Source organism: Dinoroseobacter sp. S124A (assembly GCF_049801015.1).
Lineage (GTDB): Bacteria > Pseudomonadota > Alphaproteobacteria > Rhodobacterales > Rhodobacteraceae > Dinoroseobacter.
In genome coordinates, this window is record NZ_JBNAGD010000002.1 from 311,248 (window position 1) to 327,103 (window position 15,856).

15 protein-coding genes are annotated in these 15,856 nt (G+C 66.8%); 9 read left to right on the forward strand and 6 right to left on the reverse strand.

Annotated features, from left to right (window positions below; all coding sequences use genetic code 11):
- Positions 1 to 126 precede the first annotated feature (126 nt).
- Entirely contained in the window at positions 127 to 1,134 is a 1,008-nt protein-coding gene (dusA, locus tag ACP15I_RS06395) for a tRNA dihydrouridine(20/20a) synthase DusA (protein ID WP_424974416.1), read from the forward strand.
- Here dusA and ACP15I_RS06400 read toward each other — a convergent pair.
- Positions 1,131 to 1,967 (reverse strand): glycosyltransferase, encoded by an 837-nt coding sequence (locus ACP15I_RS06400; protein WP_424974417.1) that lies wholly within the window; start codon positions 1,965 to 1,967, stop codon positions 1,131 to 1,133. The genes dusA and ACP15I_RS06400 overlap by 4 nt on opposite strands.
- Before the next feature lie 55 nt (positions 1,968 to 2,022).
- Between ACP15I_RS06400 and ACP15I_RS06405 the strand changes: the two genes are divergently transcribed.
- Complete coding sequence (locus ACP15I_RS06405) at positions 2,023 to 2,829, forward strand: hypothetical protein (RefSeq protein ID WP_424974418.1); 807 nt, start codon at positions 2,023 to 2,025, stop codon at positions 2,827 to 2,829.
- A 12-nt stretch (positions 2,830 to 2,841) separates the two neighbouring features.
- On the opposite strand, the gene ACP15I_RS06410 is transcribed toward ACP15I_RS06405, so the two are convergent.
- The 5 genes from ACP15I_RS06410 to ruvX form a co-directional block, all read right to left on the reverse strand.
- Complete coding sequence (locus ACP15I_RS06410) at positions 2,842 to 4,074, reverse strand: tetratricopeptide repeat protein (RefSeq protein WP_424974419.1); 1,233 nt, start codon at positions 4,072 to 4,074, stop codon at positions 2,842 to 2,844.
- 706 nt (positions 4,075 to 4,780) lie between these two features.
- On the reverse strand, positions 4,781 to 5,566 hold the full coding sequence (locus ACP15I_RS06415) for a transferrin-binding protein-like solute binding protein (RefSeq protein WP_424974420.1): 786 nt from the start codon (positions 5,564 to 5,566) through the stop codon (positions 4,781 to 4,783).
- A gap of 687 nt (positions 5,567 to 6,253) precedes the next feature.
- Positions 6,254 to 7,138, reverse strand: coding sequence for a transferrin-binding protein-like solute binding protein (locus ACP15I_RS06420; protein WP_424974421.1), 885 nt, complete (start codon positions 7,136 to 7,138; stop codon positions 6,254 to 6,256).
- A gap of 208 nt (positions 7,139 to 7,346) precedes the next feature.
- Positions 7,347 to 7,583: a DUF1289 domain-containing protein gene (locus tag ACP15I_RS06425; protein WP_424967879.1), complete on the reverse strand. Its 237-nt coding sequence runs from the start codon at positions 7,581 to 7,583 to the stop codon at positions 7,347 to 7,349.
- On the reverse strand, positions 7,576 to 8,061 hold the full coding sequence (gene ruvX, locus ACP15I_RS06430) for a Holliday junction resolvase RuvX (RefSeq protein WP_424974620.1): 486 nt from the start codon (positions 8,059 to 8,061) through the stop codon (positions 7,576 to 7,578). The genes ACP15I_RS06425 and ruvX overlap by 8 nt, the downstream gene beginning before the upstream one ends.
- A gap of 519 nt (positions 8,062 to 8,580) precedes the next feature.
- Here ruvX and ACP15I_RS06435 point away from each other — a divergent pair.
- The 7 genes from ACP15I_RS06435 (at position 8,581) to ACP15I_RS06465 (ending at position 15,792) form a co-directional block, all read left to right on the forward strand.
- A complete protein-coding gene (locus ACP15I_RS06435) occupies positions 8,581 to 9,828 on the forward strand; it encodes a sarcosine oxidase subunit beta family protein (RefSeq protein WP_424974422.1) in 1,248 nt (415 codons plus the stop codon).
- Positions 9,828 to 10,259: an HD domain-containing protein gene (locus ACP15I_RS06440; RefSeq protein ID WP_424974423.1), complete on the forward strand. Its 432-nt coding sequence runs from the start codon at positions 9,828 to 9,830 to the stop codon at positions 10,257 to 10,259. Before ACP15I_RS06435 ends, ACP15I_RS06440 begins: the two co-directional genes overlap by 1 nt.
- A gap of 292 nt (positions 10,260 to 10,551) precedes the next feature.
- Complete coding sequence (locus ACP15I_RS06445; protein WP_424974424.1) at positions 10,552 to 10,797, forward strand: hypothetical protein; 246 nt, start codon at positions 10,552 to 10,554, stop codon at positions 10,795 to 10,797.
- Positions 10,798 to 10,887: 90 nt separating this feature from the next.
- On the forward strand, positions 10,888 to 11,316 hold the full coding sequence (locus ACP15I_RS06450) for a hypothetical protein (RefSeq protein ID WP_424974425.1): 429 nt from the start codon (positions 10,888 to 10,890) through the stop codon (positions 11,314 to 11,316).
- Positions 11,317 to 11,839: 523 nt separating this feature from the next.
- Positions 11,840 to 12,163, forward strand: a complete 324-nt coding sequence (locus ACP15I_RS06455) for a sarcosine oxidase subunit delta (protein WP_424974426.1) — start codon at positions 11,840 to 11,842, stop codon at positions 12,161 to 12,163.
- Positions 12,164 to 12,233: 70 nt separating this feature from the next.
- Entirely contained in the window at positions 12,234 to 15,257 is a 3,024-nt protein-coding gene (locus ACP15I_RS06460; protein ID WP_424974427.1) for a sarcosine oxidase subunit alpha family protein, read from the forward strand.
- A complete protein-coding gene (locus ACP15I_RS06465) occupies positions 15,250 to 15,792 on the forward strand; it encodes a sarcosine oxidase subunit gamma (RefSeq protein WP_424974428.1) in 543 nt (180 codons plus the stop codon). Before ACP15I_RS06460 ends, ACP15I_RS06465 begins: the two co-directional genes overlap by 8 nt.
- The last annotated feature ends 64 nt before the right edge of the window (positions 15,793 to 15,856 follow it).

Consider the following 15,856-nt stretch of genomic DNA (forward strand, 5'->3'; position numbering starts at 1 on the left):
GCTGCAGCAATTTCCTCGCTGCGAGCACGCGCAGTGCAAATATCTAATTCACAAGTTGGGCTCAAAGAAGTCATTCCATGGCAGCGCGTGTATCGACCTGTTCGCCCAGACTTGGTAAGGCGTGCCATGGCCTGCAAGCTCGACCATCACGCACGTCTTTCCGTCGCCCCCATGATGGACTGGACCGACCGCCACTGCCGGATGTTTCACCGGCAGTTCTCGCGCGAGGTGCTGCTCTATACCGAGATGGTGACCGCGCCGGCGCTGGTGCGGGGGGATGCGACGCATCTGCTGGAGTATAACGCCGCCGAGCATCCTCTGGCCTTGCAGCTGGGGGGCTCGGATCCGGCTGAGCTGGCCGAGGCGGTGCGGATCGCCTGCGGGTTCGGCTATGCGGAGATCAACCTCAATGTGGGCTGCCCCTCGGACCGGGTGCAGTCGGGCTGCTTTGGCGCAATCCTGATGGAGCGTCCGGCGTTGGTGGCCGAATGCGTGGCGGCGATGATCGCGGCCAGCGACGGGCCCGAGATCACCGTGAAATGCCGGATCGGCGTGGATAACCAGGACCCCTCCGACGTCCTGCCCGATTTCCTGCAGCAGATCTCCGCAGCCGGGGTGCGGCGCGTGACGATCCATGCGCGCAAGGCCTGGCTGCAGGGGCTCAGCCCCAAGGAAAATCGCGATGTTCCGCCCCTGAACTACCCGCTCGTTCATGCCATGAAGGCGGCGTTTCCCGGGATGCACCTGTCGATCAATGGCGGGATCACCGATCTGGATCAGGCCGAGGCGCATCTGGCCGTTGGGCTGGACGGGGTGATGATCGGGCGGGCGGCCTATCACGAACCGGCGCGGATCCTCGGCGGGGCCGATCGTCGGATCTTTGGGCGCCCGGGCCCGGATGTCAGCGCCGAGGCGGCCGTCGTGGCCATGCGCCCCTATATCGCCGCTCATCTGGCGGCGGGGGGCAAGCTTGCGCAGGTCACGCGGCACATGCTCGGCGCGTTTGCCGGGCGTCCGGGGGCACGGGGCTGGCGACGGATCCTGTCCGAGCAGGGGCATCGCAGCGGCGCGGGGCTTGAGGTGCTCGACGCGGCCCTCGCCCAGATCGCGGATCCCCATCGCAAGGCCGGCTAGTCGCGATAGAAACTGCCCTTGTGCCGGGTCCAATGGTCCTTGTGGGTCTGGCCGAGCCCATCGCGTGAGATATAGGCCTTCAGATCCGGCCCGGGCGTGGTGGCAATCCGCGCAAACCGCGCCCGAAGCTCTGAGTGATCATGGGCCTCGGTGGCCTCGGCCACGGCCTCCAGCGAAGACCGGATGTCCTTGTCGAAGTACCGGTGTCGCCCGAGGGCGGCCAGCGCGTCGAGATAGGCGGCCCGGTTGTCGAAATTCCGCAGCATGAGGACCATGCTCATCACCCCGCTGCCGGCGGCGAAGGCGATCTGTTCACACTGTCGCGCCGCGATATTGCGGCCGTTGATCTTGGCGCAGATCGTGAGGAAGGGGTCATCCGGCGTGGCCATGTAGATGAACCCGTTGAGCAGCATCTCGCAGCCCATCTCGAGCGCGGCATCGGTGAACGGATCGTTGAACGTCGCGCTCAGGGCGGTGATGTCCGCAATTAGTCCGGTTTGCCCCTTGGCCCGCACCGCGTCGAGCATCGGTCGCACCGGCGCGATCTGCGCCCAGTTGGCATCCATGTAGAGCCCGCCATGGACCCGGAGCAGATGCATCCGCAAAACATCCGAGGCCATGGCGAAGGTAGCGCAGCTCTCGAAATGTTGCCGTGTTTCCGGCCCGCTTTCCTGATCGAGAAAGGCGCGCGCCTCCGCCAGTGTATAGGCGCGCGCGGCCAGTCCCGGATAGGCGTCCCAACTGGCGATGCAGCGCTGCACTTGCGGTGGGATATCGGTCTGATACCAAAACAGCGAGACGGGGATCGGCGCTTCTGAGGGCTCTGCGGACATGGGCCCGTGTTAGAGGCGGGAGGGGGCCCGCGCAACCGCGAAGGCAGGAGCGGGGATGGCAGACGAGGATAGGGATGGGGCGGTCTTGGCCGCTCGCGGGTGGCAGGTCTTTCCGCCGGAGCCGGCGGTCGCCGACTGGCTGACGCATATCCGGCCCCTGGCCCTGTCCCTAGCCGCGGATCCGGCGCTGCGCGCGGCGTGGTTGCGCCATGGGGGGACCTGGTTTGCCGGGGTGAACCTTCTGCCCAATGACGGGGCGGGGCGGCTGGGTGGCGGGCCGCCCCTTGCCGGGCGGGCGCTGGACGTTGCGCAGAACCTGGCAGGGGAGCTGCCGCTCGATCGCGCTCAGATCTCGGTGACCTATCCGGGCTATCCCCGGCGCGACCCGGCAGAGAGCGAGGCCGCGCATGGGTTCCGCCTGCGCCGGGACGCGGCCCATCTGGACGGTCTGTTGCCCGTGGGGCCGGAGCGGCGGCGCTTCATCGCGGAACCGGCGGCTTTCGTGCTCGGCTATCCGTTAACCGAGGCCGATCCCGGCGCCAGCCCGCTGGTGGTCTGGGAGGGCAGCCACCACGTGTTGCGCCCCGCGCTGCGGCGCGTCATGGCCACCCTGCCTCCGGCAGAGTGGCGGACCCGCGATGTGACTGAGGTCTACGCAGCGGCCCGCCGCGAGGTCTTTGCGCGCTGCAGGCGCGTGCCGGTGCACGCGCCGCCGGGCTCTGCGATCCTGCTGCACCGGCTGACCCTGCATGGTGTCGCCCCCTGGCAAGACGGGGCGCAGGCGGATCCGGCGGGCCGCGCCATCGCCTATTTCCGCCCGGATCTGCCCGGCGGGGCCGAAGCCTGGTTGGCGGATCCCTAGGGCGCCTTCGCGCTAGAAGCGCCGCTCCAGTCCCAGCAGAAACTCCGTCTCGGTATAGCTGAACGCGTCGATATCCGATGTCCCGCGCTCATGGCTGACCCGCGCGAACGGCGAGAACCCGTCACCGAAGAAGATGTCGCTTTTCTGCACGGTCAACACGACCCCGATCGCCCGCTCGTCGCGATCCTGCAGGAAGCCCGGAGCCTGATTGTGGAAATTGCGGAACCGGGCATAGAGCGTCGGGCTCAGGGTGAGGCCGAAATCCGCGTCCAGACTGCCGAAGAGGCGGATCTGGCTGTCCGCGTAATCCCCATTATTGTTCCTGACGCGATTGTCTTCGTAGCGGATCGCGGCCCCGATGCTGGCGCGCCCGCCGAGCGCGCGGCGAAAACCGAGCTCGGTCGTCAGGACCATCCCGCTGAGATCGGCGGAGCGCGCGCTTTCGAGCTGCGCCAGCGACGCTGAGCCGAAGACCGACCCGCCCAGCAGGCTGCGCCGCTCGAAGACGAGCCGCGCACCATAGCGATCCTCGACCTTCTCATGGGCGAAATAGCGGGTGCTCCCGAAGGCGCTGAGGGCAACCGATGTCTGCGCCCCCAGAAACCTCAGCCCGGCGTCGACACCAAGGATCGTGTCATCGAACCGCGCTGCGGGTCCGTCTTTGAGGTCGAGATTGCCCCCCACGAAGGCCACGGTTTCGGTCCCGGGGATCAGCGTGCTGTCCAGCGCCTGTCGATAGGCCATCGACCCGGTGACCCGCAGGCCCAGATCGCTTTCGGTGTCGCGGCCGAGGGTCACCGGGATCACACCGAATCCCAGCGTCGCATCAACCACATCGGTGTCGAAATTCCGCGTCTCTCCAACCGTGGTCAACGCGATGGAGAGATCCCAGTCAAAGCCGCGCCGCGCATCGATTGCGCGGATGAAGGACAGGACCCGAAACCGGACGATCTCGGGCAGGTCCCCGGAGAGCACCGTGAAGAATTCCTGTCTGGCGCGGCTCCACAGCTCGGCGTCGTAATAGGCGCGCGCAAGTTCCAGCCGGACCCGCACGAGGCCCGGATCCGCCGCGAGCAGGGACAGAAAGATCGGAATCGCCTCGCTCGGACGCCCGGCATTGAGCGCCGCGAGACCGCGCAGAAACTGGGCCTCCATCGTGCGGGCCGTGGCCTGGGAGGGGCTGATCTGTGGCGACTGGGCTGTCAGTTGGGTCGGAGCGATCCCGCACAGCGCGAAGCAGAGCATCGCGACGGGCCCGGTTCCGCGCAGAGCGGCCCGCAGGCGCCGCCAGATCGAGACCCGCCATCCGCGGAGCCCAGCTTGCGTGGCCGGGCGAGGGGGCTGCCAACCCCTCACGGCTGAGCCACCGTGGGCTGACATCCCGCACCCGGAGGCTGATGCCCGTTTAGACGCCCACGCTGGCATCCTGGTCCAAGCCGGTCCTGCCCGTGTCGGGATCCGTCTGCTGCGCCAGCCGAAGGCCGGTTTCGGGGGCGGAGCAAGGTCCATGTCCCGCTCCGAGTGGCCCGGATAAACCGGGGTACAGCAGTCTTCCCGGGCCGTGTCGCAGGGGCAGCGGTTGCCCCCGGTCGCGACGAGAGGGGCCGTGCCGGTTCTGCGTCTGCCCTGGTCCATTTGATCATTTGGTCTGCTCACCTGCAGCGTTCAAAGGCCTCTCCAATTATTGAAACCAACCGACTCCAGTGTTTCCAGTTTGCAGGCGGGGGTGTTTCAACTGGCTTAATTGTCGATCTGGATGAATCCTTTTCGGGGTCATTTTTGTGATTAGGAAGCCATGCCCCCCGGAAAGAGACCTCGACAGACGAAGAAACGCGTGTCTACAAGGCGCAAAAGACGCGCGATCACAAGGTTCCTCCCGGTCGCCGCAGCCGGGCTGCGACTTGCGCGCGCCAAAGGCAAGCGCCGGTCACCGGGCGGCTGCGCGATCCGGTCAATTCGCGCCGAAGGCACCGATATGGCTGACGCCATTCGCGCCAGTCAGGCTGTAGGTTCCGCCGACTTCCTCGGCGTTCGGCCCGTGAAAGCGGCCATCCGCCACGCCGAGGGTCGCCGGGCCGGACACCACGGCGGTGAACCCCGATCCGGTGACGGGCCCGCCGCCACTGAAATCGAATTCCGGAAGGTCGTTCAGCGCTCCGGATCCGTCTTCGAAGCCGATCGTGCCCGTACTGGAGAGGGAGGTCGTCTGGAAGTCCGTCCGGATCTCGATCCCCGAAGTCGTCAGGTACAAAAGACCATCAGCATCAACGGCACGGCCCAGGGATTCGCCTGCGTAAGTCGCTGTTTGATTGCGAGGAATCCCGGCTGCCGGTGTCTGCGCGCCATAGGCACCGGCCCCGATCGTGCCGATGTTCAACTCCGGGCTGGACAGCCAGACGCCCAGGGTTTGATGCTCGAACGCCTGTCCGGTTTCGACCACGAGAATGGCGTCTTCGAGCCGGGCATCGGAGTCAAAGAAGACCACCGCGCCACTGCGGGTGATGTCGCCGCCGTCCCGCACATCGATGGCGGCACTCGATTCGGGCGCCGTCAGAACCAGCCCGACCACCTCGCCATTTTCGCGCCGCAACCGCAGGGTGCTGGCCTCGGTGCCCGAGATGTTGGACATCGCGAAATCCCCGGTATTGGGGTTCAATCGGATGGTTGCGGTGGTTGCGATCCCTTGTGCCTCCACCGTGCCGGTCTCGGGCAGGTCGGAGATCGACGTGAAAGGCACGGCAGGGCTCCCGCCACCGCCGCCGCCACCACCGCAGGCAGACAAAGAGACGCCCAGGGCGCAGAGTGCTGCAATTCGCGTTATTTCCTGAACCATTTCCTATCTCTAACACCTTTTACCGCGGACCCGACTCAGCTCATTGCTACATTTCGCCAGTCCGCATTTACTCCACGCGCAGTTTAACGATCCACCGTCGCAATTGATATTGCCGAGGTTTTGCGAATTGTCGCAGCGCCGCCTTTTCCAAACGGCGTAGAAAAAAATACGGGCGCAAAACCCCGGGAAACAGGCATTTCACGACCCCATCCGGACCGCCGCCACCACACCACCGCCACAAGCCGCAAGTAAAGCTGCGGTCGCCAAGAGGGACAGGGTGGGCATAATCCGGGTCTTCATAATGCGGGTCCTTTGACGTTGCGCGGCAGCAGAGCGTAGCCGCAAGCGCGGCAGTTGTTGCGGATTGCCCCGGATCCTGTGCCAGGTGCTTGATAGGAGGCAAAACTCTCAGATCGCCCCGTCGCGCTCAGATCTGAACCGGTTGGAGCCCCGGTTTGGAGCCGCGGCGCGACCCCCCCCCCGGGCGAGGGATCCTGACGATGTCATCAGCCCCATGCTCGCCCTTCCGTCGACGAGGGGGCGCGACGGGCGCGGGATGGCCCGATGCGCCAAGGTCTTGTGGTTGCGCTGTCAATTGGCCCCGAAAGCGCCGATCTGGACTGTGCCATCAGCCCCGGTCAGGCTGAAGGTGCCGCCAACCTCCTCTGCGTTCGGCCCATATAATTGCCCGTCAGCCTGACCCGACAACACGTCGCCGGCCACATCCACTGTAAACCCCGACCCCGACACGGTCCCGGCTCCGGAAAAGTCATACTGCGCCCTTGGCTCGGAGGGGATACTGGGTTCGCCTGTGTAATCGCGGGTGCCGGAGCTTTCGAGTGTCACGGTCGAGAAATCGGTTTCCAGTCCAAGGTCGGACTCCAGCGAGAGCAAACTGCCATTGGCAAGAACCACGAAACTGAGGGTGCGACCGGCGTACCGTGCGGTTTGACCAGAGGGCAGCCTGCCTGCTCGCGTTTTGGCGCCAAAGGATCCGGCGCTGAAGGCCCCCGCATCGTCGAATACACCAACACCCCAAACTCCGAATGCCTGATGCTCAAAGGGCTTATCGGCTTCGATGACGAGCGCCAAAGCACCCTCCAGTTCATCTCCCTCGAGGGCACGGAATGCTTGGATGATGTCGGGTCGAGGCGGCACAAACTCGGATGGGTCCAACGGAATGAAGACGGCATTCCCATCGATCACGGCCAATCCCAGTTCAACGATCTCTCCGTCCTCGGTGGTCACGGTCAGCTTGCTTGGCTGTGTGCCTGAAACCTCAGTGATCTCGAATGAAAAGTCATCGCCATCGGCTGTAAGGAACCGCGCAGTAACCTCCTGTCCGTCGATCTCGACACTGCCATTCTCAGGAAGATCCTCGAAGGAGGTGAAGCCCGATCCCCCGCTGCTACTGCAGGCGGCGAGAAAGCTGAGGACACAGCACAGGGCTGCGCTGCGGAGGAAGCTGGATGGCATCGGGCGTCCTTTCGGGCGTGAGGCGTTGCAGGGGCGCGACGAAGGCGCGAGTCGTCCCCCAAGCCTAGCACGGCGCCCCCGCCAAGAGGTTGAGATCGATCAGATTTCGCGATCTGTCGCAGGGACGGGCACTCTGGCGCGGTGACGCAGGCACAATCCCGGGCCCTGGCCCGGATTGTCCGGGCGCGCGCGCTCACACGGGCGGGGGCTAGAGTTTTGGTGCCAGACGGGCCGCACGACCGCCGCGGCGCTTGGCCAGCTGGGGGCGGCGGTCTTCGAGCGTGTCCATGATGGCGCGCCGTTCCGCCCGGCTCATCCGTGACCAGCCCCCGATCTCGTCGATCGTGCGCAGACAACCCGTGCACAGGCGGCTCTCGGGATGAATGACGCAGATCTTCACACAGGGGCTTTCGATCTCGGCGCGTTTCCAGACCTCGTCACTCATGGGCGTCCTCATTGGTCATGTGCCCGAACCGGTCGAGCACCCCTTGCAAGATAAAGCTCGCGGCCACGTGGTCGATCACATCCGCGCGCTTGGCCCGCGAGGTGTCCGCCTCCAGCAGGGCGCGCTCGGCGGCCACGGTGGACAGCCGCTCGTCCCAGAACCCGATGGGCAGGGCGCAGCGCGCCGCGAAGTTGCGGGCGAAGGCCCGGGTGGACTGGGCGCGCGGGCCCTCGGTGCCATCCATGTTGCGCGGCAGGCCGAGCACGAGGCCGCCCACCTCGCGGTCGGCGATGATGGCCTCAAGCTTGCCCGCATCGAGCCCGAATTTCTTGCGCTTGATCGTCTCGACCGGGGTCGCCACGGACCACAGCCGGTCCGACAGCGCCACGCCAATCGTCACCGTCCCGAGGTCGAGGCCCAGAAGGGGCCGCCCCCTGGGCAGCACGGCTCGAAACGCCGCCAAATCATCGAAGATCAGATCGCTCATACCGCCCCTTATCCCGAGGGCCCGCCAAACGAAAGCCCTGAACCCCGGTCGGGGTCGATGGACCGTATGTCTCGACCGTCCGAAGCCCGAAGAGTGCGTCAGGGCAATCAAGGGCCTTGCCCGGTCGTGACGCTGAGCCGCAATGGAACACTGGGGACGCTCCTGCGTCGAGCTTTGCGCCGACGCGACCTCGAGACGCCCCTGTTCAGGACCCTCATAGATCCCGGCGCGGTGGTCCCCGCGGCGAGGATAAAATCGGCGGCCAGCGCCATCTCCGCCAGAGACAAAGAGAAAAGCGCTTCCACATCGGGGCCTCGCTCCGTCATCCGGGGCACAGGCGAGCCGGTTTGCCGCCAACCGGTCGGTCCCGCGACCTCCGCCCAACACCCCGCAGCGCGACCCCAATCCCGACCGGACCCGCAGCGATGTCGCAAACCGACGCAATACGGCGGATTTGGTTTTGGCAAACCGGGCAACACTTGCCACTAATGGCACGACCAAGGAGCCCGCATGAAACGCTATTCCGCCTTTGCCATCGCCCGCGAAGCCGCCCGGTACCACCAGGGGTGGGAGCGCGCCTGGGCCTCTCCCGAGCCGCGCGCCCGCTATGACGTGGTGATCGTCGGGGCAGGGGGGCACGGCCTCGCCACCGCCTACCATCTGGGTAAGAACCACGGCATCACCAATGTGGCCGTGATCGAGAAGGGCTGGCTCGGCGGCGGCAACACGGGCCGCAACACCACCATCATCCGCTCGAACTACCTGCAGGACCCCTCGGCCGCGATCTACGAAAAGGCCCGCAGCCTTTACGAGACCCTCTCCCAGGACCTCAACTACAACGTCATGTTCAGCCCCCGCGGCGTGCTCATGCTCGCCCAGACCCATCACGAGGTCCGCGGCTACCTGCGCACCGCTCAGGCCAACGAACTGCAAGGGGTCGCCACCGAATTCGTCGGCCCCGAGCGGGTGAAAAAGCTCTGCCCGATCATCGACATCACCGGCCCGCGCTACCCGGTGCTGGGGGCCCTCTGGCAGCCGCGCGGCGGCACGGCGCGCCATGACGCGGTGGCCTGGGGCTATGCCCGGGCCTGCTCGGATATGGGCATGCACATCCTGCAACAGACCGAGGTCACCGCCATCCGCTCCGAGGGCGGGCGGGTCACCGGGGTCGAGACCTCGCGCGGCGAGATCGGCTGTTCCAAGCTCGGCATCGTCGTGGCGGGCCATTCCGGCGTGCTGGCCGAGATGGGCGGCTTCCGCCTGCCGGTGGAATCCGTCGCCCTGCAGGCGCTCGTCTCCGAGCCGATCAAACCCTGCATGGATGTGGTCGTCATGGCCAACACCGTCCACGGCTATATGAGCCAGTCCGACAAGGGCGAGATGGTGATCGGTGGCGGCGCGGACGGGTATAACAACTACACCCAGCGCGGCTCCTTCCAGCATATCGAGGAAACCGTCCGCGCCCTGATCGAAACCTTCCCCATGCTCTCGCGGCTGAAAATGCTGCGCCAATGGGGCGGGATCGTGGACATGACCGGCGACCGTTCCCCGATCATCTCGAAAACCCCGCTCGACGGCTGCTTCATCAATTGCGGCTGGGGCACTGGCGGGTTCAAGGCCATCCCCGGCTCCGGCTGGGCCACCGCCGAAATGATCGCGCACGGAGAGCCCGGCCCGCTCGCCGCCGAGTTCGGCCTCAACCGCTTCGCCGAGGGCCGCTTCATCGACGAGAGCGTCGCGGCAGGGGTGGCACATTGATGAGCGATCTTCTCGGCAAAGCCTTCGCAACCGCCTTTCGCGCCCATGAGGGCCATGTGGACAAATCCGGCGAGGTCTACGCCACCCATCTGGTGCGGGTCGCGGCAATGGTTGAAGGTGACGCGGCCCGCGCCGTGGCGCTTCTCCATGATACGGTGGAGGATACGGACCTGACCGAGGCAGACATCCGGTCCGACTTCCCGCCCGAGATTGCCGACGCCGTCATGGCCCTGACAAAGCGCGCCAATGAACCGCTCGAGGATTACATTGCCCGGGTCGCTAAGAACCCCTTGGCGCGTCGGGTGAAGATCGCGGATATCACCGACAACTCCGCGCCATCCCGGATGGAAAAGCTCCCGCCCGACATGCAGGCACGCCTCAAGATCAAGTATGGCAAAGCGCTGGCGCTGCTGGGCGCAGAGGCATCGTGATCGCGGCCCGGCCTCTGATCCCGCGCCCTTTGCGGCGGGCGCAGGCTGACCAGCCAGCGTCGTGTTGTGGCCCGTCTGGCACAGCACGACGCGCTGCGGGCCAAGGATCGCGCCGCCGACTTGCGCGAAACATCCCGGCGGTGCCCGCGAATGTGGCGCCATTGGCGAAGCATGGCCGATCCCGATCCGCCCGTTCCGCGAGCATTGGCTCAAACCGGGCGGCCTTTGCCACCTCGGTTGTCTGGGCGCGCCGGGTCCCCCAGATCTGTCCCCTCATAGTGGAGGACAGTTCATGTCAGACTACGAAAACCGAACCACATCTGCACGTCATGCGGTCGGGCGCGCGCCCGGCGGCGGCAGCAAGGCCATCTTCTGGGTGCTGGGCATTGTCTTGCTGCTCATCTTCAGCATCCTCTTCTTCGCAGGCAGCGAGCCGGGCCCGGCCATCGGACCCGATGGCACGCCTGCGCCCGCCGCTGTACCGGATACCCCGATTGCGCCCGACATGCCGGGACAATCGCCCGTCGCACCGCAGTAACCGACCGTCACACGCACCATCACAGGCGGCGCATCCCTTCGGGGGTGCGCCGCTCGCCGCCAGACCCCGCCAGCGGGCAGGGGGGCGGCCATGATCGCCCATTTGTGCACGCGTCTGCCACGTGCCGTCGCCGTGATCGGCCTCGCGCTCTACATCCTCGGCACGACGATCAGTCTCGCCTCCGGTCACCCCGAGATCTTCCAGCGCTTCGGCGCCCTCGGCGTTGCCGCCGCCATCCTCTTTTTCACTGACCGCCTGACCCAGATCGAGCTGACCCGCCAGCGCGCGGTCGAGGCCATGCTCCATGAATACGGGTTGCGCTTCGAGGCCATCGCCTCGGGCACCAAACCCGAAGACCTGCCGAATGAGGGCTACACGCTCGATTTTCTCGATGAAGAATCCGCCTTCACCCGGCTGCGCCGCAAGGCCGAGGCGATCAATTCCGGCAACACCGCGCTCCTGTCCGTGGCGACCCTGCAATGGGGCTTTGGCGATCTGGCGATCGAGGCGATGTCATGAGCCTTCGGGGGGTGAGACATGTGACGCTGGCCAAGGCAGGGCGCGACGACGCGGTCACGCTTTACCGCGATGGACTGGGCCTGCAGCGGGATCGTCGCTGGCCGCGCGGGGCCTGTTTCAGCGCAGGCACGCGCTGGCTCCGCCGCTCCCGCGATCCTGCGGCCGCGCCGCGCCGCGACCCATCTCGCCTTCTGCAGTGCCGCCGAGGAGCTCGACGCCATGGCATCCCGCATCCGCGCTACCGGCGCGCGGATCTGGCAGGACAGCCGCGCCGAGGGGGCAGCGCCCTGTGTCTGCGACCCGAACGGGCCCAGGCCGGCGCGCCATCCGGGCCGCCTTGCCGCCTGCCTCGCCCTGCCGCCTTCCGCCCGAAAGGACGCGTCGTGCCCCGCCTGAGCCCGCCGCCGCCCGTGAACAAAATCTTACCCCAGCGCGCGCCGGTGCCCGACACTTGCCCGACACTTGTCCGACAGGGGGCCGACACTGTGCCGACGCCCTGTCCAACCCGTTTTCCGGAGGTTCCATGCTCCTTCTGACCTGCCCCAATTGCGGCCTGACTGTCGAGGAAACCGAGCTTTCCCCGGGCGGGCAGGCGCATATCTCCCGCGCCGGACCCGAGGCCGATGACGCCGCGGTGGAGGCCTATCTCTTTCACCGCAAGAACCCCAAGGGCGTGCATTTCGAACGCTGGCGCCACGCCTATGGCTGCGGCAAGTGGTTCCACGCGGCCCGCTGCACCGTAACCCTCGAGGTGTTCGGCACCTATTCCGCGCAAGTCGCTGAACCGCCTCAGGAAATCCTCGACGCCATCCGCGCCCGCCGCCCCGACTGGAGCCCGAATTCGTGACCAATCCCCGTCTTCATTGTTCCAAAAATACTCAAAACCCGCCCCTCCCAACCGGCGCAGGATCCGCAATATGAGCACCCGTCTCGCCAAGGGCGGTCGCCTGATCGACCGCAGCACCCCGCTGGAATTTTCCTTCAACGGCAAGCGCCTGCGCGGCTATGCCGGTGACACGCTGGCCTCCGCCCTGCTTGGGGCGGGCCAGATGCTCATGGGGCGCTCGTTCAAATACCACCGCCCCCGCGGCGTCGTCGCCTCCGGCGCTGAAGAGCCCAACGCCCTGATGACATTGGGAAAAGGCGCTGCGCTCGAGCCCAATCAGCGCGCGACCACGACCGAGCTCTTCGCCGGGCTGGAGGCCCGCAGCCAGAACCATTGGCCCAGCCTCGAATTCGATGTGGGCGCGATCAACAGCAAGCTGTCGCGCTACCTGCCCGCGGGGTTCTACTACAAGACCTTCATCCATCCGCGGCCCCTGTGGAAACACCTTTTCGAACCGGTGATCCGCAAGTCCGCAGGCCTCGGTCCCGCCCCGACAGAGCGCGACGCGGATCGCTATGAACATCTCTACTGGCACACGGATATCCTGATCATTGGCGGCGGGGTCGCGGGCCTGCAGGCCGGGCTCAGTGCCGCGGCAACCGGGGCGCAGGTGACGCTGATTGAACAGAACGCGCATTGGGGCGGGCGCGCGCCCGTGGATGGCGGAACGCTGGCGGGCGAGACGCCCGAGGCCTGGGTCGCCAAGGCGCTGGAGACCCTGCGCCAGGCCCCGAATGTCACCCTGCGCAATCGCTGCATGGGGGCCGGGGTCTACGATCACGGCTACGTGCTGGCCTATGAGCGGATCACCGATCACGCCCCGGATCCGGAGGCCCCGCGCCACCGGCTCTGGCGGATCCGGGCGCGGCAGATCATCACCGCAACCGGTGCGATCGAGCGGCCCTTGTCCTTTGCAGGCAATGACTTGCCCGGTGTCATGCTGGCCTCGGCTGTGCGCGACTACGCCGTCAATCAGGGGGTGAGCCCCGGGGACCGCACGGTGATCGTTACGAATAATGATGACGCGTATCGCACGGCGCTGACCCTGCTCGATGCCGGGCTCTCGGTGCCGGCTGTGCTCGACGCGCGCGAGACCGCGACGGGCCCCTTGCCGGAGGCTGTGCGCGCCCGCGGCGTTGCGATCCATTGCGGGACAGGGATCGCCGCGACGCTAGGAAAGGCCCGGGTCACCGGGGTGACGACCTGCTCGCAGGCGGGCGAGGGCGCAGCGCTCGACACCATCCCCTGCGACTGCGTGGCCATGTCCGGTGGCTGGTCGCCGGTGGTGCATCTCTGGTCCCATTGCGGCGGCAAGTTCACCTGGGACACGGAGCGGCTCTGCTTCAAACCCGACCCGGCCAAGGCACCCACGGGCGCCGATGGCCTGCCTTTCGTGCTCCCAGCAGGGGCGGCGTCGTGCATCAGCCATCTGGCCGCCGTTCTGACCGACGCCACCGAGGCCGGCGCTCTGGCCGCCCGGCGCGTCGGCGCGGAGGACATGTCCTCCGCGCGCCCGCACCCGGTGCCCGAGGTCAGCGCCCCGCAGGAACAGGCCATCGCCCCGGTCTGGCTCATGCCCCAAGGGGCGAGCATCGAGAAACGCGGCAAGATGTGGCTCGACTACCAGAACGACGTGAAGGTCTCGGATGTGCAACTCGCCGCCCGCGAAGGTTTCGAAAGCGTTGAACACACGAAACGCTACACCACGCTCGGCATGGCCACGGATCAGGGCAAGCTCAGCAATATCAACGGCCTCGCCGTGCTCGCCGGGGCGCTCGATGCCGAGATCCCGCAAGTCGGCACCACCACCTTCCGCCCGCCCTATACGCCGATCTCCATGGGGGCGATCGCGGGCGAGGCGCGGGCCGAGCTGTTCCAGCCCCTGCGCCGCACTCCCATGCATGCCTGGCATGATGCCAACGGCGCGGACTGGGAGCCTGTGGGCCAGTGGCGGCGGCCCTATTGCTATCTCCAGCCCGACGAAACCACGCAAGACGCCGTCGCCCGCGAGGTGCTGGCCACGCGCAACGGGGTCGGGCTGCTCGACGCCTCGACCCTGGGCAAGCTGCTGGTGCGCGGGCCCGATGCCGGGGTCTTTCTCGACCGGCTCTACACCAATATGATGAGCAGCCTGAAACCCGGGCGCTGCCGCTACGGGCTGATGTGCAACGACAATGGCTTCCTGATGGATGACGGCGTCGTGGCCCGGATCGATGACCAAAGCTTCTTCTGCCACACCACCACGGGGGGGGCCGATCATATCCACCAGCACATGGAGGAATGGCTGCAGACCGAGTGGTGGGACCTCAAGGTCCATGTGGTCAACCTGACCGAGCAATTCGCCCAGATCGCCGTGGTCGGTCCGCAGGCACGGCAAGTCCTGACGGCGCTCGGCGGCATGGATGTCTCGGCCGAGACGCTGCCCTTCATGGGTTGGGCCGATGGCACCCTGGCCGGGCATCCGGTGCGGGTCTACCGGATCAGCTTCTCGGGTGAGCTCAGCTACGAAATTGCCGTGCCCGCCGATCAGGGCCGGACGCTCTGGGACAAGATCCTCGACATCGGCGCGCCCGTGGGCATGACACCCTATGGGACCGAGGCGCTGCATGTGCTGCGCGCCGAGAAGGGCTTCATCATGATCGGGGACGAGACCGATGGCACCGTGATCCCGCAGGATCTGGGCCTCGGCTGGGCGATCTCGAAAAAGAAAGACGACTTCCTCGGCAAGCGCGCCCAGAGCCGCAGTCACATGGCCGATCCGAACCGGTGGAAGCTTGTGGGGCTCGAGACGCTCGATGCCTCGGTGCTGCCGGACGGGGCCTATGTGCTGGGCGAGGGGGACAACGCCAATGGCCAGCGGGTGACGATCGGGCGGATCACCTCGACCTATCGCTCGCCCACCCTGAAACGGGGCATCGCCATGGGGCTGGTCCTGCACGGGCCGGACCGGATTGGCGAGATTGTCGAGGTCGGGCTGCTTGGGCAGGGGCAGGTCAAGGCGCGGATCGTCGATCCGGTCTTTTATGACAAGGCGGGGGAAAAGCAGAATGTCTGAGCCATACGCACCGCAGATCGCCGAGGTCGCCGGGCTGGGGATGATCACCATCCGCGCGGATCTGGGCGCGGCGGAGACCACCGCCGTCTTCGAGCACGCCCTTGGGCTCGCCACCCCGGCACCGCGCCACATCATTGAGGCCGCCGAGCACGCCCTTGCCTGGATGTCGCCGGATGAGGCGATGCTCTTTTGTCCGCGCGCTGAGGTGCGGGCGCAGGTCGCGGCGCTGACGGAGGGCTTCGGGGATGCCTTTGCCACCTGTGTCGATGTCTCGGATGCGCGCCGGGTCTACGAGGTCTCGGGGCCCGGGGCGCGCGAATGCCTGGCCAAGCTCACCCCGGCCCCCATGGCGCCCGAGCGGTTCGGGATAGGCGAGATGCGCCGCACACGGCTCGCCCAGGTGGCCACGGCCCTCTGGATGCCGGCTCCGGACCGGGTGCGGCTGATCTGCTTTCGCTCGGTTGCGCAATATGTCGAGGATCTGCTGGCGGTCTCGGCCGCACCGGGAGGGGCGCTGCGGCTCTTTGCGGAGTAACCGCGCGAGGCAGCCCGGACAGGGGCAGAGACGGGACGGGGCGGGGGGCGTAAATCCCCCCTCG